The organism is Streptomyces sp. NPDC002886 (assembly GCF_042888445.1).
GTDB lineage: Bacteria > Actinomycetota > Actinomycetes > Streptomycetales > Streptomycetaceae > Streptomyces.
This window is the reverse complement of sequence record NZ_JBIAPV010000010.1, coordinates 258680-280684: the sequence shown is the minus strand read 5'-3', so window position 1 is coordinate 280684 and position 22005 is coordinate 258680. Positions and strand designations below refer to the sequence as shown.

Sequence of the window (22005 nt, the reverse complement as noted above, 5' to 3'; positions counted from 1 at the left end):
GTGCGGGAGAACGATGCTGACGCGGCTCCGGCCACCGGCACGACGACTGCCGCACGGGGTCCGCGCGGCACCGGGAAGTCCGACGCCCAGGCCTCCTCCCCGGCCACGGCAGCGTCATGGCTTGCCGGCAGCCCCCGGCGATGGCGCTCAGACCACCGTCCCCGGGCCTCGGACCCCGGCGTCAGCCGCTCTCCGAGGAACAAAACCCGCATCACGTCACCAGGTGGCGCTCACCGGTTCTCCTGGTCGGTGGGCGCCAGCCCGCAAATGGTTGGGTAATCGCTACTCCGGACAGATTTGGCCCGGGCCCACGTCTACGGCCGGTAGATCATCTCGATCAGGAACTCGGTGATCAGGACCCAGACACCGATCCCGAGCAGCCACCACCAGCCGGTGACTGCTCCCGCTGCGCCATGAGGGCCGCGACAACGGTGAGGATGAGGACCCTGCGCCGCATTCCGACGTTCCGGCGTGGATGTCATCTGGCCGGCCTCTTGGTCTTGCCCGTCCTGGGGCGGCACATGGGTTCGGGTCAGCCGCCGACGTGGATGCCGGGGCGTCGCTCGGGGTCGGGTTCGTGGCTGCGGATGATCTCGCGGGTGACCGGGGCGGTGTCGCCGCGGCCCAGGAGGAAATAGCGGACCATGTGGACCAGCGGGCTGCCCTCTGCCCAGGCGAAGTAGCAGTGCGGCTGGACTCCCGTGGCGTTGCGCAGGGCCAGGAGGATGGCGGCGATGGCGTTGGGTGCTGCCGGGGCGTCGGCGCGCAGGATCCGGTAGCCGTCGACTTCGACGCCGCGGACGGTGAGGGTGTCGCTGAAGTCGGAGGGGTCGACCACGTCGATCTCCAGGAACAGGACGTCGGCCTGTCCGGGGACCGGGTTGACGCCGCGCTGTTCGCGTTCCTTGCCGCTGTACTCGTCGACGTCGCCGGCCTGGCGGCGGTTGGCGATGATGTTGATCGAGTTGTCGTGGGCGAGGGTGTCGTCGATGAACCGGCGGGCGTCGGCGTCGAAGACGATGCGGTCGGCGCGCAGTTCGGTGGTGCGTGAGACACGGGAGATCAGGGACACCGCGATGATTCCGGCGATGAAGAATCCGGAGATCACGATTCCGTCGGGCTTGTCGATGATGTTGGCGACCAGGGCGTAGAGCAGGACCGCGGTGAGGAGGGCGAAGCCGATGGTGGTGGCGCGGCGGCGGTGGCGTGCGACGGAGACGGTGACGGCGAAGGCGCCGGAGACCATCATCGCCAGGATCCCCGTGGCGTAGGCGCCGGCTTGTTTGTCGACGTCGGCGTTGAAGGCGATGGTGATGAGGATGCACAGGGCGGTGTAGACGATGACGACGGGGCGTACGGCGCGGCCCCATTCGGGGGCCATGCCGTAGTCGGGCAGGTAGCGGGGGACGATGTTGACGAGCCCGGCCATGGCTGAGGCGCCGGCGAACCAGAGGATTAGGATGGTGCTGACGTCGTAGACGGTGCCGAAGGCCTCCCCGACGTGCTCGTGGGCGAGCCACGCCAGTGCGCGGCCGTTGGCCGCCCCTCCGGGTTCGAATGCCTCGTGCGGGATGAGGAGGGTGGTGACGAAGCTCGCCGAGAGCAGGTAGACGCTCATGACGAGGGCTGCGGTGGTCAGCAGGCGGCGGGCGTTGCGGATCCGCGAACGCAGCCGCTGCTGCGGGTCGGCGCCTTCGGCGGCGATGAGCGGCATCATGCTCACGCCGGTCTCGAAGCCCGACAGGCCCAGCACCAGCAGGGGGAAGGCCAAGAGCGCGGGGCCCGCCAGGTCGCCGAAGCCTGCTCCGCCTCCCACCAGCGCGTCTGTCCATGCCGACCATGCGCCGGGGGTGGTGAAGACGTGGACCAGGCCGACGCCGATGACGACCGCGTTCAGCAGGAGGAAGACCGCGACCAGAGGGATGGCCACGCTGACGGCTTCGCTGAACCCCAGCAGGAACACCCCGCCCAAGACTAGGAGCAAGACTACCGTCAGGGCGACTTCGTGGCCGTGCAGTGCCGCGGGGAAGAAGGGGTTCTCCACCACGTGGACGGCGGCGTCCGCCGTGGACAGTGTGATCGTGATGATCCACGAGGTGGCGACGAAGCCGAGCAGGACGAGCACGAACAGCTTGCCCCACCAAAACGGCAGCAGGTCCTCCAGCATCGCCACCGAACCGGCACCGTGCGGGCTCTCCTTGGCGACTCGCCGGTACATCGGCAGCATCCCCAGCAGAGTTAGGGCCACGATGATCAGCGTTGCCAGCGGTGAGACCGCCCCGGCCGCAAGGGCTGCGATCGCGGGGACGTAGGCCAGGCTGGAGAAGTAGTCCACCCCCGTCAGGCACATCACCTTCCACCACGCCTGCGGCTCGCCGTGCCCTTCACCCGCCGCCGGCCCTACCGGCTGCACCTGATGGCGCAGCATCCACTGTGCCAGCTTGCCTGTGGGCTGCGGCTGCGGTGCGGGGCTGTCGACCACCTCCGGCATCACCGGATCGCTCGCTGTCGTCATGTCCCCCATCAACCCTTCCTGGCCTGCCTGACGTATCCGCGCGACGGCCGCTAGCTCAGGGCCTCACAACGAGCACCGAGTATGGGGCTGCAACCGAAGCACACCGCACCCTCAAGCCGACTCCGCGCACGCCTCCCACCCTTGTGCCCGGTCAGTCCCCCAGCAGCCCTCGGCCCTTAGCGCCCCCACCAATCAGCACGAATGAGACAAAACCTCAGACGTGGACCTCCCCGCCGGGCCCCCCGGCCTGCGCCTCCAGAACGTGGACGAGCTTGCGGCCGGGGACCTCACCCACGAAACCTTGACGCATCCCTAACGCGGAAGGTCCCCCCCCTCGGCTCTGCGCGACAACGAGGTGCGTTGGGCATGCTGCCGCTGCCATACCTAGCCGCTCCCTGCGCGGGAGACTGGGCCGGGGGTGCAGCGAGCGAAGTCCGTTGGTTCGTGCGAGAGCGAGGTCCTTGGTGCGGGCCGTCTTCGTTCAGGCCTTCGGGGTGAGGGCTTGGTGTCCGGAGCGGAGTTCGGTCAGAAGGCGGGCGATGTCCGTGAGGAGGGTGCCCTGGAGGGTGTGGACTGCCGGCGCGTCTTCGGAGGCTGCTCGTTCATGTTGTTCGACGCGGTTGAGTTCTGCCGTGGCGTCGTCGATCAGGCCGTCCAGATGCCCGGTGTCGGTGAGGGAGGTTTGGCCGATCTCCTGCATCGCGGTGGCCGCCCTTCGCAATAGCGAGCTGGACGCGTTCCGGAAGGACGCGGGGAGGTTTTGGATCTCTCCGCTGTCCAGGGCGTAGTGGAGGGTGCGGGTCAGGGAGCGGAGGTGGTCCATGGTGCGTTCGGCGACGGTGACGGCGTCACGGGCGCGGGGCAGGACCGTATCGGCGCGGTTAGCGGGGCGGCGGGGCCGGAGGCGGGTGTTCTCGATCTCGGTAGCGATGGCGTGTTGGATGCACTCGCATTCGGCGGCGAGTTTGCGCCAGTCGCGGCGCCAGTGCCCGATGCGCTGAGTGTCAGGATCGTTTCCTGCGAAGATCTCGGCCAGGTCTTCGAGACGTCGACTCATCGCGGTGTAGAGGTCGGCGACTGCTTGTTGCCGGTGGTGGACGTGGCGGGCGGGCGCGAGGACGAGGTGCGCGCTGAGACCGCACAGCGCACCGACGGCCACCGAAGCGGCCAGGTAGCCGATGTAGTCGATGCGTCCCTGGCCGGAGGAGAACGCAAAGAAGCCGACGATGGCGACCTGAGTGCCCTGCTGGCCGAACCGCTCGATCCTTCCCAAACCGAGCGCGGTCAGAGTGAGGAGGCCGAAGGTCCACCAGTGGATCCCCGCCACAGCGGCCAGGGAGCCTGCGAGTGCGGCCCCCCACCGCCATCGCCGCGAGGTACTGGACGCAGTCGCGGACCGAGCGGTACACCGTGGCCTGCAGGGCGACCAGCGCAGTGAACGGTGCGAACGTGGACACGGTCGGCGGCAGCAGGTAGCGGGCGATCACCCACGCGGCCATCGCCGCGACCACCGATTTGACCCCCAGGATCAGATCGTCCCGCTCACTTCCAGGGCCTCGTGCGGCGCGCCGCAGGTATTCGATTCGTTCCGTCACGGCCGCCCGTACGCGGTCGGCTACCTCGCCCGGTCTGGGCACAGTCGATCACCTCGTCAGCCCGTGTTCCCCACCGCCCCGCATCACACACCGGTGGCCCGGAGGCGGATGTTCAGGGGGTCGCGGGCCGTGGCGCGGGCTCCTTCTGGTCCCGTTCGATCTCGGCGCGTTCCTGTGCGATCTCCCGGGTGAGGAAGAAGTTCAGGACGGTGCGGATGGCCGCGATGGCCGCCAGCTGGCCGATCTCGGTGAAACTGGGGGCTACCGCCGTGCGCAGGACATCGCCCGCCAGCTGGAACTCCAGCCCCAGAACGAGGAAACGTCCGAGACTGAGGCGGATCTTGTTGAACTCGCCGATGAGGGAACGCCGGCGCAGACCGGTCGTGGCGAACCGGGCGAAGGCCCACACAGTGCCGGCGAAGATGATCAGTGCGCCGGCAGCCTCGATGACGTGCACCAGCCAGCCGATCATCTCCCGGACGCCGGACTCGGACAGCAACTCCCCTACCGCGTTCATGGATCCGCTCTTACCCGCGTGCACGCTCCTACACGGGCCCTTGTCGGTGTCTCCCACCACACTGCGAAAGAGAGCCGGCCGCCGGTGCATGAAAACAGGCTGGCGAAGCATGCGCGGGAGATGGAATGCGTCATATACGACCAGGACTCGGGCCGCTCGGAGCACGTCGAGTGTGAGCTGCCCGAAGACGCCTGCCAGTCGGCCCTCAAGCGGCTGCGGGACCTGGGTGACGGCGAGTTCGCCTGGGTCCGGCTGGCAGACCCCTCGGAAAGCGAACTGCTCCAGTTGGCCGAGGAGATGGGCCTGCACCCGCTGGCCGTGGAGGACGCGCTGCACGGACGGCAGCGTCCCAAGCGCGAGCGGTTCGGCGACGTGCTGGCCGTAGCACTGAAGACCCTCAGGTACGTGGAAGAGGGGACGGCGGTGGAGACCGGCGACATCATGATCTTCGTGGGACCTCGCAGTGTTCTCACCGTGCGCCACGGGCCAATGGACCCCTGCACCGAGGCCGCCAGTCGGCTGGCCGCCGACCCGGACATGCTGCGCCACGGACCCTGGGCCGTAGCGCACGCGGTGCTGGACGTGACCGTCGACGCGTACAGCGACGCCGCCCGCAGAGTGCGCGCCACGCTCAACCGGCTCGAGGACGAGGTGTTCTCGACCTCTCGCATCGATCACACGGAGCGCATCTACTCCCTCAAGCGGGAGGTCCGCGAATTCCGTGACGCGGTGCAGCCCCTCGTCCCGGTGGTCCAGGGCCTCCTGAGCGGCCCCGGCGAGGACAGGCACCAGCCGAACCAGCCGAAGGTCCTCCCGTACATCCGTGACGTTGCCGATCACCTGCACCGAACGGACATCGAGGTACGCACCCTGGACGAACTGCTGGACTCAGTCCTCGGCGCGCAGCAGGCCCGCGTGGGCACGTGGCAGAACGACGACATGCGGCGCATCTCCGCCTGGGCGGCGATCTTCGCGATCCCCACGATGGTCGCCGGCGTCTACGGCATGAACTTCGAGCACATGCCCGAACTCGGCTGGACCTACGGCTACCCCCTCGCCGTCGGCCTCATGGCACTCGCGGCAGGAGCCCTCTACCGGGCCTTCCGCCGCAACGGCTGGCTGTAGGTCCTTGCGAGCCCGGGTCGAGCAGGGCGCTGGCCACCATCGAGGCACGGTGGCAATGAGAGGGCTACCGGCTTCTCCCGTGCCTTCGCTGACATGAGTGCGGCGGCGCTGGAAAGGCGTGGGGTATGACACGCACATCGAAGCCAGGCCCGGGTGAGGACGACGCGCGCGGGGACACCGGCCCCGAGAGCACGGCGGGACCGGACCGGCAGGTGGAGGAGCGGGCGCCCGACCGGCTCACCGAGCTGCCGAAGCGGTCATGGAAGGCGGTGCTGCGCGGCACCGTGAAAGAGTTCAAGGACGACGAACTCGCCGACCGGGCCGCGGCGCTCACCTACTACGGGGTCCTGGCCCTCTTCCCCGCCCTCTTGGTGCTGGTGTCCTTGCTGGGCATCGCGGGGGAGTCCGCGACGAAGCGGGTCATGGACAACCTGCAAAAGCTCGCTCCCGGCTCGGCGCGGGACGTGGTCAGCGACGCGGTGCAGCAGCTCCAGGGACGCTCCGGCGTCGGATCGCTGCTGGCGATCGTCGGGCTGGTCCTCGCCCTGTGGTCGGCGTCCGGCTACATCGCGGCGTTCATCCGCAGCTCGAACGCGGTCTACGACGTGCCCGAGGGCCGCCCGGTGTGGAAGGTCCTCCCGCTGCGCCTGGCCCTCACCGTCACCCTGATGGTCCTGGCGTGCGCCAGTGCGCTCATCGTCGTCTTCTCAGGGTCGCTGGCCCGGCAGGCGGGCTCCGCGCTGGGGGTGGGGGACACTGCTCTGGCCGTGTGGTCGATCGCGAAGTGGCCCGTGCTGGTGCTCCTCGTCACGATCATGATCGCGATTCTCTACTGGGCCGCGCCCAACGCGAAGGGCCGCGGATTCAAGTGGGTGACGCCGGGCAGCTTCCTGGCCCTGGCCATCTGGATGGCCGCCTCGGCAGGCTTCGCGCTCTACGTCGCCAACTTCGCCTCCTACAACAAGACCTACGGCACGCTCGCCGGCGTCATCGTGTTCCTGGTGTGGTTGTGGATCACCAACCTGGCCATCCTGCTCGGCCTGGAGTTCGACGCCGAACTCAGTCGCCAGCGCGCGATCGCCGGCGGCCTGCCGGCGGACGAGGAGCCTTATGTGGAGCCCCGCGACACCCGTGCATGGAGCGACGGCGACCGCCGCCGGATGGAGTGAGCGGCGAGTGCAGCAGGCCTGGGTGGGAAGGCGGCGAAGCATGGACATCCTGCAGTCCATGCGCGGCGGTGATCACCGCCTGGCCAGACGGATGGCCGCCTGGGACTCGGCCTGGGCCCGTCGGGTACTCCCGCCGGTCGAGGAGGCTGCCGAGCACACGAAACTGTGGTGGGCCGCCGCCATGATCATGGCGGCCGGCGGGGGTTGGCGGGGCCGCTAGGCCGCGGTCCCCGGCATCACGGCCATGGCGGTGGCGGAACTGCTGTCGAACGGGGTCGTCAAACAGCTCGTGGAGCGGCGCCGGCCGCCGAAGGAGTGGATCCCGCACGACGATGTCGAGGACCGGCCCGAGAGCTCATCCTTCCCCTCCGGGCATACCGCCGCCGCCGTGGCCTTCACTGCGTCCGTAGGGTCCTCCTGGCCGTGGGCCGGTGCCGCGTGCGCCGTCCCGGCCGTGCTGCTGGCCCTTGAACGGGTCCACAGCGGCGTCCACTACCCCTCCGACGTAGCGGCCGGCGCTTGTATTGGCTTGGCTGCCACGGCTTGGTCCGGACAGCGCCCCGCCTCCTTCTGCGCCGGTTGGACTGATCCGGCCGGCTGGCGAGTGACGGCCGGGTCGCGGGGTAAGCGCGCCGTGCAGCAGCGTGCACATTTCAAGGAGGAAAAGATTCGCCAGGGCGGCTCGTCTCGAGGTCCGGGGCACCGGAGCGCCAAGGGCTATCACTCGGCGAGGAAGTACTACGAGAGCTATCGGTCCTGCCGGGAGAGCGTCGACTCCGTCAAGCGTAACGCTGAGGCCCCCATCCCGGGCACCACTGGTACGAATTGGGGCTGTTGACCGGCGCGTCACCCCACGGGCGACTCGGATGGCGGCCATCGTGCAGCCATCGCGCCATAACGCTCCAAGTATGCGGAGAAGGTGAAGAGTAGATGAGCGCCGTTGGACGGCACCCGAACCAGGGCAGCGGTACCGAAGAATCGTTGGGCGATCTCGTTTCGCGGGCGTCGCAGCAGATTTCTGAGCTGGTTCGCGAGGAGATGCAGCTGGCCCGGGCGGAGATGACCCAGAAGGGCAAACGCTTCGGTGTGGGCGGCGGCCTGCTCGGCGGGGCCGGCGTAGTCGGCATCCTCGCGGCGCAGGCCCTGGTCGGCGCTGTGATCGCAGCCCTCGCCCTGCTCCTTCCGGTCTGGGCTTCGGCTCTGACCATCGCCGCCCTGTTGGCAGCGGTCGCCGCTGGGATGGCCGCGGCCGGGAAGAAGCAGATCGTCAAGGCCGGCACCCCCGCACCCGAGCAGGCCATCGGCAGCGTCAAGGCCGACCTGGCCGAGATCAAGGAGGCAGCACACCGATGAACACCCCTTCGCACGGAGACAAGGAATCGCCCACCACCGAGGAGCTGCGCGAGCAGGTGGAGCACACCCGCGAGGAACTCGGCCAGACCGTGGAGGCGCTGGCGGCCAAGGCTGACGTCAAGGCGCAGGCCAAGGAGAAGGCGGCCGAGATCAAGGAGCAGGCCGCCGAGAAGGCCACCCTGGTGAGCGACCAGATCCGGGACAAGGCGACGCAGGCCGCCCAGTTGGTCACGGACAAGACGCCCGATCCGGTCCTGGACAAGACGGCCTATGCCGCGACGCAGGTCCGCGACACCGCGGCCCGGGCCGGACAGCTCGCCGCCGAGAAGACCCCGGACCCCCTCCGTGAGAAGGTCGAGTCGGCCGCGATCACGGCGAAGGCCAACCGCATTCCCCTGCTTGCCCCAGCTGCCGCGTTCGTCGTTCTCCTCCTCCTGCGTCGCAGCCGCCGGAACAGGTGAAAGCACCCACGACCTCTTGAGGCCGGTCGGCCTGGCGCACGGCGCCACGGGCGGCATGATCTCCTCCGATGCCCTCAAGGGGCGTCGGCCTCACCCTCACGACCGGAGCCGACCGGCCCCTGTAGTCCGAAAACGATGGAGGAAGTCGTGGCCGCGCACCACGGGCTGCATGCCCTCACAGCCGCCGCTCTGAGCACCGCCGTGCTGCTCGCCCGCTGGTGGGTCACCCGCGCGGCCCGCGACACCCACGGTGCCAGCGCCGCCAGGGCTCCTTGGCGACGGACAGCGCCCCCACCGGCCGGCGCCGGCACCGCCCACAATCACGTGGCGGAGCTGCACACTTCGTTCCTGGACCCGGCTCTGCGGGAAACCGACACCCACCTCGAGCAGTACTGGAACAAGCTCACCTCCCTGTACCCGCACCGCGACGGCCAGCACCGCCACCGGTAGAACCGAGCGCACCCCGCAATCCCCCGTCAAGCGCCGCTCCTCGGCAGCGCGTCCCGGCGGACACTCACAACGTGCGCGCCCCACAAGCATTCTGTTCGGCCCGGCGATCTCCTGCGCCGGATGTGCCACCCCGATCGCGGCTGACGGGTGCTGTCCCCCCGCATACCGGCCGCCGCCTGATCTCCGTGCTTATCAGCAGCGGACCACACAGCCGGTTTTGTCCGTCAATGTCGAGTACCTCAAGGAGTGAGAAGGTGAAGGGCTTCCGCAGCTTCATCCTGCGCGGCAACGTGGTCGACCTGGCCGTCGGCATCGTCATCGGCGCCGCATTCACCGCCGTGGTGAACGGCTTCGTCGGCGCCTTCCTGACACCGCTGGTAGGAGTGGCCACCGGCGCCACCGGCGACATGAGCCGCAAAACCTTCACCGTGGGCGCCACCCAGTTCCCCTACGGCGCCTTCATTAACGCGGCGATCAGCTTCACCCTCCTGGCCAACGCCTTGTACTTCCTCGTCGTGCTGCCCATCAACAAGCTCCACGAACGTCTCGCCCCGCACCAAGACGTCCAAGCCCCCAAGCGGGACTGCCCCGAATGTCTCAGCCCCGTCCCGGCACAGGCCAGGCGCTGCGCGTCCTGCACCGTCCCCCTGCCCGCCGTACCCGCCCAGGCAGGGGAAATCACCCAGCGCGCCGGGTAGCCAAACGGATGCCCTTGCATCCATAGGCCTCCCGCCGGTGGAATCCGAGCAGTTCGTCCGCGCCGGGTGCGACCAGGGTGTCCGGGCTCGGCTGCTGGCGCTGAAGGATGAGGGCCACGAGCTCCTGCGGGCGGATAACGGCGCCTGTACCGGCGTGCCGCGGCGGACTGTCTGGAACTGAACCTCGGCTGATCCGGGCCCGCGGCCGGTGCGGTGGTCGGGGGCCCGGCGAGAGTCAGAACTTTCCGGGATCCGGCTGTTCGAGGGGCTCGAGTGCCGGTCCTTGGAGGATTGCGCCGTCGATGCCGAAGCGGGAGCCGTGGCAGGGGCATTCCCATGTGCGTTCGGCGTTGTTGAAGGCGACGAGGCATCCGAGGTGGGTGCAGACGGCGGACACGGCGTGCAGCCCGCCCCGGTCGTCGCGGTGTACTGCGCAGGGTTTGCCACCGGCCCTGACCACCGTCCCCTCGCCCAGCCGAAGGCTCCCTACGGGTCCGTTGGTGCCTTCGCCGAGCGTGTCCAGGTGGTCCTTGACGAAGTGCTTGCCGGTGTCCCGCTGGGCCTTGAGGAGCTCTGGGGCGGAGCGCAGCGCGGAGCCGAGTCGGGCGGGGTCGTAGAGCCCCTCGCACGGTTGCTCCTCGCCGCCGACGAGGGAGGCGATGACCGTCGCAGCAGGACCCCGCCCGTCATGCCCCAGCCGGCGAAGCCCGTGGCGACGTATACGTTCTGGCCGCTCCCGGGCAGTCGGCCGATGAGGGGCAGGGTGTCGGTGACGCTGTTGTCTTGTGCCGCCCACCGGTGGGTGACAGTGAAGCCGGGGAAGTGCTGGCCGGTCCAGGCCTGCAGGCGTGCGTATCCGGCTTCGGTGTCTTCGCCCTCGCCGGGGGTGAACGCTTCTCCCGTGACGATCAGGAGACGGCTGCCGTTGTCGAGTGGCGCCGTGCGGACCGACCGCTTGCCGCCCTCTTCGGTGACGTACATGCCATGGGGATCGAGGCCGGCGGGCAGGGGGCCCGCGATCACGAGGTCGCGGTGCTGGGTCAGTCGAGCGGCCAGTAGGGCATGGTCGAAGACGGGGTGGTGGGTGGCCACCACGACGTGCCGGGCGGAGACGGTGGCACCCGAGTCGGTGGTGAGACGGCACGGATCGCCGTCGTCGAGGGTGGTCACGCGGGTGCCCTCGTGGATGCTGCCGCCGCGCGCGACGATGTCGGCGGCGAGGCCACGCAGGTACTTGAGCGGATGGAACTGCGCCTGGTCCTCCACCTTCACGGCTCCGGCGACCGGGAACGGCAGGCCGGTCGCGGTGACGAACGAAGCGTCGAGACCGGCTGCCCGGGCCGCCCCGGCCTCCGCGCGCAAGGCCCCTACGCCGTCGGGATCGCGCCCGTACGTATAGGCGGGGCGTACGCCAGTGTATCCGTCACGGCACGGTGCGTCACCGACGAAGCGTCCGCGCATCAGCCACTCTCCACTGGGCAGCCGCCGCGCTCCTTCATGGTCGGTAGGTTCGAGGGCCCGGTGCGCTCCAGCGGTATCGCGGGCCATCTGCGGCAGTTCTTCGTTTAGCCTAACCGGGCGACGCTGAGGATTCGATCTTGTGCCGATCGGACGGAGATGGGGCAAGGATGGTCAAGCCGGTGGATGCTACGGGGAGCTCGAAAGCTTCGGGGGCGGTGGGGGAGCAGCAGCTTCGGCAGCTTCTGGCGGGTCTGACGTCTGTGCGCGACGGTGATTTCGGTACGCGTCTGCCGGAGGAGGCCGATGGCCTGCTGGGGGAGATCGCCACGGTCTTCAACGGCATGGTCGACCAGCTCTCCCTGTTCACTTCGGAGGTGACCCGCGTCGCCCGTGAGGTCGGCACGGAGGGGACTCTGGGCGGGCAGGCGGAGGTGCCGGGCGTGTCCGGCACGTGGGCCGATCTGACTGACTCGGTCAACGCGATGGCGGGCAATTTGACCACTCAGGTGCGCGATATCGCTCAGGTCGCCACCGCGGTGGCGCGCGGTGACCTTTCGCAGAAGATCGACGTGGCAGCGCGCGGTGAGATTCTGGAGCTGAAGGACACCGTCAACACGATGGTCGACCAGCTGTCGTCTTTTGCGGACGAGGTCACCCGGGTGGCGCGCGAGGTCGGTAGCGAGGGCCGGCTCGGCGGTCAGGCCGAGGTGCCCGGTGTGGCTGGGGTGTGGCGTGATCTCACCGACTCGGTGAACTTCATGGCCGGCAACCTGACGGACCAGGTCCGCAATATCGCGCAGGTGACGACTGCGGTGGCCCGGGGTGACCTGTCGCAGAAGATCGCGGTGGATGCCAGGGGCGAGATTCTTGAGCTGAAGAACACCATCAATACGATGGTCGATCAGCTGTCCGCGTTCGCCGACGAGGTCACCCGTATGGCGCGCGAGGTGGGTACGGACGGTCGGCTCGGCGGGCAGGCGGACGTCAAGGGGGTCTCCGGCACCTGGCGTGACCTCACCGACTCGGTGAACTTCATGGCCGACAACCTTACGGCGCAGGTCCGCTCGATCGCGGAGGTCGCCACTGCGGTGGCGCAGGGGGATCTGTCGCAGAAGATCCGTGTCGATGCCCGCGGGGAGATCCTGGAGCTGAAGGAGACCATCAACACGATGGTCGACCAGCTGTCCGCGTTCGCCGACGAGGTCACGCGTGTCGCCCGCGAAGTGGGTACCGAGGGCAATCTGGGCGGTCAGGCGACCGTTCGCGGTGTGTCGGGTACCTGGAAGGACCTGACGGACAACGTCAACGTGATGGCATCGAATCTGACCGGTCAGGTGCGCTCCATCGCCCAGGTCGCGACGGCGGTGGCTCGCGGGGACCTGTCGCAGAAGATCACGGTGGAGGCCAAGGGCGAGGTCGCGGCTCTGGCCGGGGTTATCAACACGATGGTCGACACCCTGTCGGCCTTCGCCGACGAGGTCACGCGTGTCGCGCGCGAGGTCGGGACCGAGGGCCGGCTCGGTGGCCAGGCCCGGGTTCCCAATGTCGCCGGGACGTGGAAGGACCTCACCGACAACGTCAACTCCATGGCCAACAACCTCACCGGCCAGGTCCGCAATATCGCCCTCGTCACGACGGCCGTCGCCAACGGCGACCTGTCCAAGAAGATCGACGTGGACGCCCGCGGGGAGATCCTGGAGCTGAAGACCACCATCAACACGATGGTCGACCAGCTCTCTTCCTTCGCCGCCGAGGTCACCCGAGTGGCCCGCGAGGTGGGCAGCGAGGGCCGGCTCGGCGGCCAGGCCGAGGTCGAGGGCGTGTCCGGTACGTGGAAGCGGTTGACGGAGAACGTCAACGAGCTGGCGGGCAACCTGACCCGCCAGGTCCGGGCCATCGCCGAGGTGGCCAGCGCGGTCGCCGAGGGCGACCTGACCCGCTCCATCACGGTCGACGCCTCGGGCGAGGTCGCCGAACTCAAGGACAACATCAACTCCATGGTCGGCTCGCTCCGCGAGACGACCCGGGCCAACCAGGAGCAGGACTGGCTTAAGTCGAACCTGGCCCAGATTTCGGGCCTGATGCAGGGCCACCGGGACCTGGCCGTCGTTGCCGAACTCGTCATGGACGAACTCGCTCCGCTCGTCGAAGCCAGCTACGGTGCCTTCTACCTCGCCGAGGAGAGTGAGCGCGAGACCTGGCTCACCCTGATCGGATCCTTCGGCCGGCCCGCCGAGAGCCCCGCCGCTGAGCGGGTACGCAACGGTGAGACCTTGGTGGGGCAGGCGGCCCGCAGCCGCCGCATCCTCACCACCACGAACGTGCCGCCCACCTATCTGATCTCCTCCGGGCTGGGCGCCGCCAACCCGGCCAACCTCATCGTGCTGCCCATCCTCGTCGAGGACCAGGTCCTCGGGGTCATCGAGCTCGCTTCCTTCAACTCCTTCACCCCTGTGCACCGCGACTTCCTTGCCCGCCTGATGGAGACCGTCGGCGTCAACGTGAGCACCATCGTCGCCAACGCCCGGACCGACGAACTCCTGGGAGAGTCGCAGCGCCTGACCGGCGAACTTCAGGCCCGGTCCGAGCAGCTGCAGGATCAGCAGGACGAGCTGCAGCGCTCCAACGCCGAGCTGGAGGAGAAGGCCGCCCTTCTCGCCACCCAGAACCGGGACATCGAGACGAAGAACCTGGAGATCGAGCAGGCGCGCCAGGAGCTCGAGGACCGGGCCCAGCAGTTGTCACTGGCCTCGAAGTACAAGTCCGAGTTCTTGGCCAACATGAGCCACGAGTTGCGCACTCCGCTCAACAGTCTGCTGATCCTCGCCCAGCTCCTGTCCCAGAACCCGTCGCGCAACCTCTCCCCCAAGCAGGTCGAGTACGCGGGCATCATCCACTCGGCCGGATCCGACCTGCTCCAGCTCATCAACGACATCCTCGACCTCTCGAAGGTCGAGGCGGGAAAGATGGACGTCAACCTGGAACGGGTCTCCCTCAAGAAGCTTCTCGCCTACCTGGAAGCGTCCTTCCGCCCGCTGATCACCCAGAAGGGCTTGGACTTCGACATCACGACCTCGCCTGGTGTCCCGGTGGACCTGCTCACTGATGACGCGCGGCTGCAGCAGATCCTGCGCAACCTGCTGTCGAACGCGGTGAAGTTCACCGAAAGCGGCAGGGTCCAGGTGCAGATCGAGCCGGCGAACACAGCAGAGCTCCCGCCCGAGCTGGCAGGTGCGGGATCAGTCGTGGCTTTCAGGGTCTCCGACACGGGCATCGGGATCGCCGAGGAGCAGCTGGAGGTGATCTTCGCCGCGTTCCAGCAGGCCGACGGTACGACCAGTCGCAAGTACGGCGGCACCGGGCTGGGCCTGTCCATCACCCGGGAAATCGCCCGTCTTCTCGGCGGCGTGGTCACTGCCACCAGCATGCCTGGTGCCGGCTCGACGTTCACGCTGTACCTGCCCGTCACCCGCGCCGGCGACCTCTCCGACCGGCACGCTCCAGTGCCGGCCTTGGAGGGACAGGCGATGGACGCCGCAGGGACGCCGGAGGATGTGGCACCCGATCCGGGCGCCGAGAGTCATCCCCGCCGGCTTCTGGTGATCGAGGCCCGCAGCAACGGCCTGCTTAGCCTGGTCGCCGAGAGTGCCGCCGCGGATCTCGTCGTCGGGCAGGGCGCGACGGATCCGGCCGAGCGGGTCGAGGTCGTCACAGCCTTGACCGCCGCGGAGGCGGCCACCGTCCTGGCCCAGGCCCCGTTCCACTGCGTGATCCTTGACCTGGGAGGTGGGGATGAAGCCCTACGTTTCCTGCGGGCTCTCGAGGGAGACGGCGCGCTGGCGGCCCTGCCGGTGCTCGCGCACGACAACCGGCGTATGACGGCGGAACTGGCTGACGAAGTCGCCCGGTACGCGTCCGGTCGGCGCCTGGAGGTGCTCGCCAGCCTCGACGAACTGCGCGAGCGAATCACCCTGCACCTGTCGGTCGACGGCCTGGAGGACGTGCTGCCTCTCCTACGGCCCGACATGGGGATGAGCTCCGCCGATCAAGCGCCTGCCGATGCGAATCTGGCTGACAAGTCCGTCCTCGTCGTCGACGACGACCCGCGCAACCTGTACGCCATCAGCGGCATCCTCGAGCTTCACGGCATCCGCGTCCTGCATGCCGAGAACGGCCGCAAGGGCATCGAAGCACTGATCAGCACACCCGGCATCGACCTGATCCTGATGGACGTGATGATGCCCGAACTCGACGGATACGCGGCGACAGCCGAGATCAGGGCCATGCCCGAATACGCCGACCTTCCCATCATCTCGGTCACCGCAAAGGCGATGCCCGGTGACCGCGACAAGAGCCTCGCCGCCGGATCGAGCGACTACATCACCAAGCCCGTCGACGCGAACGACCTCGTGGCGCGACTGCGCCAGTGGCTCCTTCCCCAGGACACTGCCGGAGCCTCCCGTGCCTGAGCATGTTCCCTCCGAACGCACTGGTGCCATGGAGGTCCCGGAGATGCGCCGCAGGCCCGATGCGGAGCCGCAGCACGCAGCCGCCCCGTGCGGAATCGGCCAGCCGGGCGACGTCGGCCGGCTGGCCGCTACCGTGGAGCGTCTACGCCAGGAGGCACTCGAGGCCCAGGAAGCCGCCGACGGCCGTGCCCTGATCGAACTGGCCAAAGGCATCCTCGTGGGACGCCTGGGCTGCGGACCGGGCGAAGCCTCCCGACAGCTCGCCAAGCTGGCCGAGCAGTCGAACGCGACCGTTCTCGCCCTGGCAGTCGACGTCATCAACCAGGCCGCCCGCGACCACGTCAGTGAACTTGCACAGCAGTTCATCCAGGCCGCCGACACCGAGTCCGTCAACACCGACGTCTCAGCACCTCTCCTGCGGTTGCGGGCGGCGGAAAGCCGCATGCTCGCCGCGGGCGACTCGCAGGCCGTCGCCACCGCCCTGCTGGACAATGCGCTTCAAGCCCTGGGGGCCAACGGGGTGGCAATCTGGTCGGCGGGTCCGGACGCATCGCTCGCACTCGTGGGCCAGGCCGGTTTCACTCCGCAGGAAGCCGACCGCTGGCGCTATGTCCCGCCGGAAGTCGCCACGTGCGCCCGGCTGGCCATCACCAGCCGAGAACTCACCGTCGTGGACAGCCTCTCCTCCGTCGGCGTCCCCACCATCGGCAGGCGTCAGTGCCCGGACGGCGGGCGCGTCATGGTCCCGACCGGGACCGGCGGACGCATCGTCGGTGTCCTGGAAGTCAGCTGGCCGACTCCCCTACCGCCCCAGCAGCCCCCGGTCCTGCGCCAGCTGGAAGCACTGGCCGAACTGTGCGCGCACACCCTGGAAGAACAGCCCGCCCATCCCACGTCCCTGCCCCCGAACGCCGCACACTTGGCGGGCGTCGCAGAACTGACCGACCTGGTCGACCACCTCGACGACCCTGTACTGATCCTGACCCCCAGCCTCGACTCGACCGGCAACCTGACCGACTTTCGCATCCACCACACCAACCACAGGTTCACCGACCCCGCCGGACGCCCCCGATCGATGCTCACCGCAACGCACTTCCTGGAGGCCTTCCCAGCGGCTGCCGAAAACAACGGCCTCTTCTCCATGCTGGAACGCGTGTACGCAACCGGCGAACCCTGCCACGCACCCCGCACCACGCTGGAAACAATCGTCGGCCAGGTCCCCCTCCGCACGATCGCCGACGTCAGCATCACCCGCCACGGAACCGCCCTCCTCCTCATCTGGAAGATCCAAGACGAGACCGCACGGCTGGCCGCCCTCCTGCAGCACGCTCAACGCTTGGGCCGCGTCGGCGGCTTCGAGGAAAGCACCACCACCGGCGAGACCAGCTGGAACAGCCAGCTGTTCTCCCTGTTCGGAATGCCCTCGACAGCCTCGCCGATCCCGCTCCAGGAACTGACCACTCACGTCCACCCCCACGACGTCAACGCGGTCGGCCGCTTCCTGCGGACCGTCCTGCACCGACTCCGGGAATCCTCAGTGGACTTCCGGCTCAAACGGGCCGACGGCATCATCCGTCACATCCGCATGGTCGCCGAACCCGTACTCGACCATCACGGACGACTGAGTTCCGTCCGCGGAGCCTGCCAGGACATATCCTCGCAGCACTGGACCGAGGTCGCCCTCGCGGCCACCCGCGACCAGCTCGCCGACAGCGAAGCCGAATCCGCCGACCGCACACAACTCGCCCTGCAGCTCCAGCAAGCGATCATGCCCCCCGCCCCCGCTCCGCTCGAGGTTCCCGGCATCCGCATCGCCGTGCGCTACCGCCCAGCCGAAACGCAGTCCCTGGTCGGAGGCGACTGGTACGACTCCGTCGTCCTGCCAGACAACAAGATCCTCATCAGCGTCGGCGACGTCGCGGGCCACGGAATCCAGGCGGCCACCGGCATGGTGATCCTCCGCAACGCCCTGCGCGGTCTCGCCGTCACCGGCGCCGGCCCCGCCCAAATCCTCTCCTGGCTCAACCGCGTCGCCCACCACCTCACCAGCCAGCTCACAGCAACCGCAGTGTGCGGCATCTACGACCCCGCCAACCGCTCCCTTCGGTGGGCGCGCGCCGGACACCTGCCGCCCGTACTGGTACGTGGAGCGAACGCCAAAGCCTTCCCCATGACCTCCGGCATCCTTCTCGGAGCGATCCCTGACGCAGACTTCGAGGAACAGGAGGTACAGCTGGAGCACGAGGACATCCTGCTCATGTACACCGACGGTCTCGTCGAACGCCGAGACCTCTCAGTGACGGACTCCCTGACGCACCTCCTTGCCGTAGCGGCACGCCCCCTCGACTCGCTTGAGAGGCGACTCGACGACCTGCTGACCTACAGCGCGTCGGACACGGACGACGACACATGCCTTATCGGGGTACAGGTTCGCTGAAAGAACGTCTTGGCCTTGGGAAGGTGTTTTGTGGCCTCTTTGGTGGGTGACCTTCCTGTGAAGCCTGAGGCGGGTGGTCGTCCTCGCGGCAGCTGTGGCGAGTGACGACGGTCGAGGATCCGTTTCGGTCCTTTCGCTCCCGTCTGATCCCAGGGCGCCCCCACTCACACCCGTTTGCGCGCGAGGGGCACCTGACGGTGCCGCACAAGCACGTCGAGACGATCACCACCGGCGGCGACAGCCAGGCCCAGCAGACACTGGCGCTGAAGCCCGGAATGTGGACCGACAACCAGCGCCGCCGCGGCGCCACGCTTGCACTGGAGCGCGTCGAGCAGCTGTCCAAGGTCGGAATGAGGTGAGCGTGAGGGGCGTCATCGTGGCCGCTGGCATCGCGGCCAGCTGACTGTTTGGGCCGCTGCGCCCGGGGCACTCAGGGTATCCCGGGGGCAGAGCGGAAAGGGGGGTCAGGCCGGGTTGATGTTCTTGGTCTGGGGGCCCTTCTGGCCCTGGGTGACGTCGAACGTGACGACCTGGCCCTCCTGGAGCTCGCGGAAGCCCGAGGAGTTGATCGAGTAGTGGGCGAACACGTCCGGGCCGCCACCCTCCTGCTCGATGAAGCCGAAGCCCTTCTCAGCGTTGAACCACTTCACAGTTCCCGTAGCCATATCGATCGCCTGCTGCATCATCTGCTGGCGGCGCCTGACGAAGCTCGTGCCTCAGTCACCGCGGTCCGAGCGGAAGCCGCGGTCCTGAATCACCAGAAACGTCTTCTGCGCATCGGCAAGCCACGCATCGATCTCGTCGTGGGAGGACCGGATGGCGCTGATCAGCTCCATGAGGGCGTTCAGCTTCTGCCGGCCGACGTTCAGGCGCAGTTCCTCAAGCGAAACTTCCTGGTACGGCATGCTCAGCTGCCACCAGAAGCGCATCAGGTAGCGACACTCCTGCGGCTCCCGGTCATCCGCGAGTCGACTGTGAACGACTGCTTGGACGCACTGCCGCTGGTCATCATCGCGAAAGCCATCCCGCAGGTCAGTCAAAGTCACGGTCGGACAGTACCAACCGTGCTTACCAACGGCGCTATGAGGTCATTCCGTTAGGAGTTCCGAGTGCCGGCTACTGCCCGACGGCCCGGGGCCTGCTCGCCATCGGCGACGCCAGCGGCACTGACTCGGCGCCGTCGCCCGGACGGCACAGCAGCGACACGCCCTGGCCGGCCTCCCCATGCGCCGGGAGCCCACGCCGGCCAGCTGACGACATGGCTCAACGAACTTCTTTGCGGCGATCTGGCAGCCGAGACGGCCATCATCTGTCACTTCGACGCCCGGCGCGACTACCACGTCGTGGACGGGGCCGCCGACCCTTCCTCATTTCCTTGATCTTGATGTTGCACGGCTCGGCGGCCGCCTCCGCGGACAGAACCCATTCCCGCGCCTCGGGCACGTCGTAAGACGCAGTCGCCGAGGGTGAGCGTGAAATCCTGCCCGGGCAGGCCGAGATCCCCCTGTGGGCCCAGGCCCGTCACCTCGGCGCAGGTACGTAGTAACTGCTGGAGGTGTTCTCAACGGATTTGCTCATACCCACCGCCTGCCGCGCCGCCCCCTCCCATAGATCCGAATGGCATGACGCTACGGGTGCCCGAGTGCCGCCAGGACGCGGTCGGGCGTCAGGGGGAGCTCGCGCAGGCGGCGCCCGGTGGCGCGGCAGAAGGCGTTCCCGATCGCGGCCGCCGCTCCGACGATGCCGATCTCGCCGATCCCCTTGCTGCCCATGGGGTTGAGGTGCTTGTCGTGCTCCTCGACCCAGTGGGCCTCGATGGCGGGCACATCGGCGTGCGCCGGTAGGTGGTACGCGGCGAGATCGCTCTCGGCGAAGTCACCGAACGCCGCGTCCATCGTGCTGTGTTCGGTCAGCGCCATGCCCAGTCCCATCACCATGGCGCCCTTGAACTGCGACCGCGCGGTGCGGGGGTTGAGGATGCGGCCGGCGGCGAAGACGCCCAGCATGCGGCGCACGCGGACCTCCCCGCTGACCGGGTCGACCCGTACCTCCGCGAAGTGCGCGCCGAAGGCGTGCCGGGAATAGGGGGATTTCTGCTTGGCCGATTGTGTGGTGTCGGCGGACGCGGACACTCCCTCGGGCGGCAGTGGCCCGTGGTGGCGCTCCATGCGTGCGGTCAGAGCCTCGCAGGCGTCGTGGACGGCCCACCCCCAAGAGGCGGTACCCGAGGAGCCTCCGGCGAGCGGGGCCGCGGGAAGACCGGTGTGCCCGATGGCCACGGACACGGAGTCGAGCGGGGCGCGCAGGGCGTCGGCGGCCACCTGGGCCAGGACGGTACGGGCACCCGTGCCGATGTCTGTGGCGTTGACCTCGACGAGATAACTGCCGTCGGACAGCGCGTGCGCCCGGGCAGTGGACGGCGCGACGAGGACGGGGTAGGTGGCGGCGGCCACTCCGCTCCCGGTGAGGTACGGGCCTTCCCGGCGCGGCTCGCGGCAATCGGCCCAGCCGAACCGCTCCGCGCCCTCCCGCAGGCACTCCACGAGGTGGCGGCTGCTGAAGGGGCGGCCGCTGTCGGGCTCGGTGAGGGGTTCGTTGCGCACGCGCAGCTCGACCGGGTCGATGCCGAGGGCGTCGGCGAGCTCGTCCATCGCCGATTCCAGGGCGTACATGCCGGGGGCCTCGCCGGGAGCACGCATCCAGGACGGGGTGGGCACGTCGAGGGGGACGACGCGGTGGGTGGTGCGGATGTCGGGCACGGCGTACATGACGCGGGCGGGCACGGCAGCCTGCTCGACGAACTCGCGGACGCGCGAGGTGTGCGTGGTGACCTCGTGCGTCAGGGCGGTGAGGGTTCCATCGGCCCGGGCGCCGAGCCGGACGCGGTGCAGGGTGGGTGCGCGGTGCCCGACCGTGGCGGGCAGGTGGGCGCGCGGCAGGGCGAGTTTCACGGGCATGCCGTAGTGACGTGCGGCCATCACTGCCAGGACCACGTGCGGGCGCGGGGTGCCTTTGGAGCCGAATCCGCCGCCGACGTGCTCGGAGACGACGGTGATCTGCTCCTCGGCCAGTTCGAACAGTGCGGCCAGCGCGGCACGGACGGGGCCCGCACCCTGGCTGGAGTCGTGCACCGTGAGGTGGTAGCTCTCCTCGTCCCAGTCGGCAGTCGCGGCGTGCGGTTCCATGGGGTGGTTGTGCAGGGGCGGCACCGCGTAGGCGCAGTCGACCTGTACGGGGGCGGCGGCGAGCGCCGCGTCCGGGTCGCCCTGCTCGCGGTGGGCGGGGTGGCCTCCGTTGGCCACCTCGGGGGTGTAGGCATCCTGGTGGCCGACGGTGAGGGTGACATCGTGGGGGTCGCTCTCGTAGGCGACGCGTACGGCGGAGGCGGCGGCCCGGGCGTCCTCCAGGGTGTCGGCCACGGCCAGGGCCACGTACCAGCCGCGGTGGGGGACGCGAAGGTCCTGGAGGAGGCGCAAGGTGGGATCGTCCGCCTCGCCCAGCCGGGGCGCGTCGTACGGGGTCAGCACGCCGATCACTCCGGGCAGGGCGGTTGCGGCCGTGGTGTCGACGGAGGTGACGTGTCCGCGGGCGATCGTGGCGGGTACGGGCCAGGCATAGGCGCAGCCGGGCGGTGTGTGCTCTGCGGCGTAACGGGCGGAACCGGTGACCTTCTCGCGCCCCTCCCGGCGCGGAGCGGGGCTGCCGAGGGCGGGAGGGCCGTCGGGGGTGGAGCGCATCGCGGGTCGCCTTCCAGT

At 68.8% G+C, this 22005-nt stretch carries 19 protein-coding genes; 11 read left to right on the top strand and 8 right to left on the bottom strand.

The window, feature by feature from the left end; genetic code table 11:
• Positions 1-532: 532 nt before the first annotated feature.
• From ACFYYB_RS34000 to ACFYYB_RS33990, 3 genes are all read right to left on the bottom strand, one after another.
• Entirely contained in the window at positions 533-2491 is a 1959-nt protein-coding gene (locus tag ACFYYB_RS34000; protein ID WP_389440621.1) for an amino acid transporter, read from the bottom strand.
• 505 nt (positions 2492-2996) lie between these two features.
• Complete coding sequence (locus ACFYYB_RS33995; protein WP_389440523.1) at positions 2997-3842, bottom strand: hypothetical protein; 846 nt, start codon at positions 3840-3842, stop codon at positions 2997-2999.
• 380 nt (positions 3843-4222) lie between these two features.
• Entirely contained in the window at positions 4223-4627 is a 405-nt protein-coding gene (locus ACFYYB_RS33990; RefSeq protein WP_389440521.1) for a DUF1622 domain-containing protein, read from the bottom strand.
• 120 nt (positions 4628-4747) lie between these two features.
• Here ACFYYB_RS33990 and ACFYYB_RS33985 point away from each other — a divergent pair, with 120 nt between their 5' ends.
• The 8 genes from ACFYYB_RS33985 to mscL all read left to right on the top strand — a co-directional run bounded on the left by ACFYYB_RS33985 (position 4748) and on the right by mscL (position 9883).
• Complete coding sequence (locus ACFYYB_RS33985) at positions 4748-5752, top strand: magnesium and cobalt transport protein CorA (protein ID WP_389440518.1); 1005 nt, start codon at positions 4748-4750, stop codon at positions 5750-5752.
• A gap of 125 nt (positions 5753-5877) precedes the next feature.
• Positions 5878-6921 carry a YihY/virulence factor BrkB family protein gene (locus ACFYYB_RS33980; RefSeq protein ID WP_389440515.1) on the top strand — a complete coding sequence of 348 codons (1044 nt, stop codon included), beginning with the start codon at positions 5878-5880 and terminating at the stop codon, positions 6919-6921.
• Between the two features lie 40 nt (positions 6922-6961).
• The gene (locus tag ACFYYB_RS33975; protein WP_389440513.1) at positions 6962-7141 is read left to right on the top strand and encodes a hypothetical protein; all 180 of its coding nucleotides are present in this window, start codon (positions 6962-6964) and stop codon (positions 7139-7141) included.
• Between the two features lie 24 nt (positions 7142-7165).
• Positions 7166-7759, top strand: coding sequence for a phosphatase PAP2 family protein (locus tag ACFYYB_RS33970; RefSeq protein ID WP_389440511.1), 594 nt, complete (start codon positions 7166-7168; stop codon positions 7757-7759).
• Positions 7760-7851: 92 nt separating this feature from the next.
• Positions 7852-8274, top strand: coding sequence for a phage holin family protein (locus ACFYYB_RS33965; protein WP_389440508.1), 423 nt, complete (start codon positions 7852-7854; stop codon positions 8272-8274).
• Positions 8271-8735, top strand: coding sequence for a DUF3618 domain-containing protein (locus tag ACFYYB_RS33960; RefSeq protein ID WP_389440505.1), 465 nt, complete (start codon positions 8271-8273; stop codon positions 8733-8735). Before ACFYYB_RS33965 ends, ACFYYB_RS33960 begins: the two co-directional genes overlap by 4 nt.
• Before the next feature lie 135 nt (positions 8736-8870).
• A complete protein-coding gene (locus ACFYYB_RS33955; RefSeq protein ID WP_389440502.1) occupies positions 8871-9185 on the top strand; it encodes a hypothetical protein in 315 nt (104 codons plus the stop codon).
• A gap of 254 nt (positions 9186-9439) precedes the next feature.
• A complete protein-coding gene (gene mscL, locus ACFYYB_RS33950) occupies positions 9440-9883 on the top strand; it encodes a large conductance mechanosensitive channel protein MscL (RefSeq protein WP_389440500.1) in 444 nt (147 codons plus the stop codon).
• Positions 9884-10118: 235 nt separating this feature from the next.
• Here the strand turns inward: mscL and ACFYYB_RS33945 are convergent, their stop codons facing one another.
• Both ACFYYB_RS33945 and ACFYYB_RS33940 read right to left on the bottom strand, forming a co-directional pair.
• The gene (locus ACFYYB_RS33945) at positions 10119-10343 is read right to left on the bottom strand and encodes a Rieske 2Fe-2S domain-containing protein (RefSeq protein WP_389440497.1); all 225 of its coding nucleotides are present in this window, start codon (positions 10341-10343) and stop codon (positions 10119-10121) included.
• A 26-nt stretch (positions 10344-10369) separates the two neighbouring features.
• On the bottom strand, positions 10370-11344 hold the full coding sequence (locus ACFYYB_RS33940) for an NAD(P)/FAD-dependent oxidoreductase (RefSeq protein ID WP_389440494.1): 975 nt from the start codon (positions 11342-11344) through the stop codon (positions 10370-10372).
• A gap of 167 nt (positions 11345-11511) precedes the next feature.
• Between ACFYYB_RS33940 and ACFYYB_RS33935 the strand changes: the two genes are divergently transcribed.
• The 3 genes from ACFYYB_RS33935 to ACFYYB_RS33925 all read left to right on the top strand — a co-directional run bounded on the left by ACFYYB_RS33935 (position 11512) and on the right by ACFYYB_RS33925 (position 18609).
• Positions 11512-15813 carry a HAMP domain-containing protein gene (locus ACFYYB_RS33935; RefSeq protein WP_389440491.1) on the top strand — a complete coding sequence of 1434 codons (4302 nt, stop codon included), beginning with the start codon at positions 11512-11514 and terminating at the stop codon, positions 15811-15813.
• A 43-nt stretch (positions 15814-15856) separates the two neighbouring features.
• Positions 15857-18250, top strand: coding sequence for a SpoIIE family protein phosphatase (locus ACFYYB_RS33930; protein ID WP_389440618.1), 2394 nt, complete (start codon positions 15857-15859; stop codon positions 18248-18250).
• A 197-nt stretch (positions 18251-18447) separates the two neighbouring features.
• Positions 18448-18609 (top strand): hypothetical protein, encoded by a 162-nt coding sequence (locus ACFYYB_RS33925; RefSeq protein WP_389440488.1) that lies wholly within the window; start codon positions 18448-18450, stop codon positions 18607-18609.
• A gap of 105 nt (positions 18610-18714) precedes the next feature.
• Here the strand turns inward: ACFYYB_RS33925 and ACFYYB_RS33920 are convergent, their stop codons facing one another.
• From ACFYYB_RS33920 to ACFYYB_RS33910, 3 genes are all read right to left on the bottom strand, one after another.
• On the bottom strand, positions 18715-18915 hold the full coding sequence (locus tag ACFYYB_RS33920) for a cold-shock protein (protein WP_389440486.1): 201 nt from the start codon (positions 18913-18915) through the stop codon (positions 18715-18717).
• A 51-nt stretch (positions 18916-18966) separates the two neighbouring features.
• Positions 18967-19296, bottom strand: coding sequence for a hypothetical protein (locus ACFYYB_RS33915; RefSeq protein WP_389440483.1), 330 nt, complete (start codon positions 19294-19296; stop codon positions 18967-18969).
• 582 nt (positions 19297-19878) lie between these two features.
• Positions 19879-21987: a xanthine dehydrogenase family protein molybdopterin-binding subunit gene (locus ACFYYB_RS33910; protein WP_389440480.1), complete on the bottom strand. Its 2109-nt coding sequence runs from the start codon at positions 21985-21987 to the stop codon at positions 19879-19881.
• Between the last annotated feature and the right edge of the window lie 18 nt (positions 21988-22005).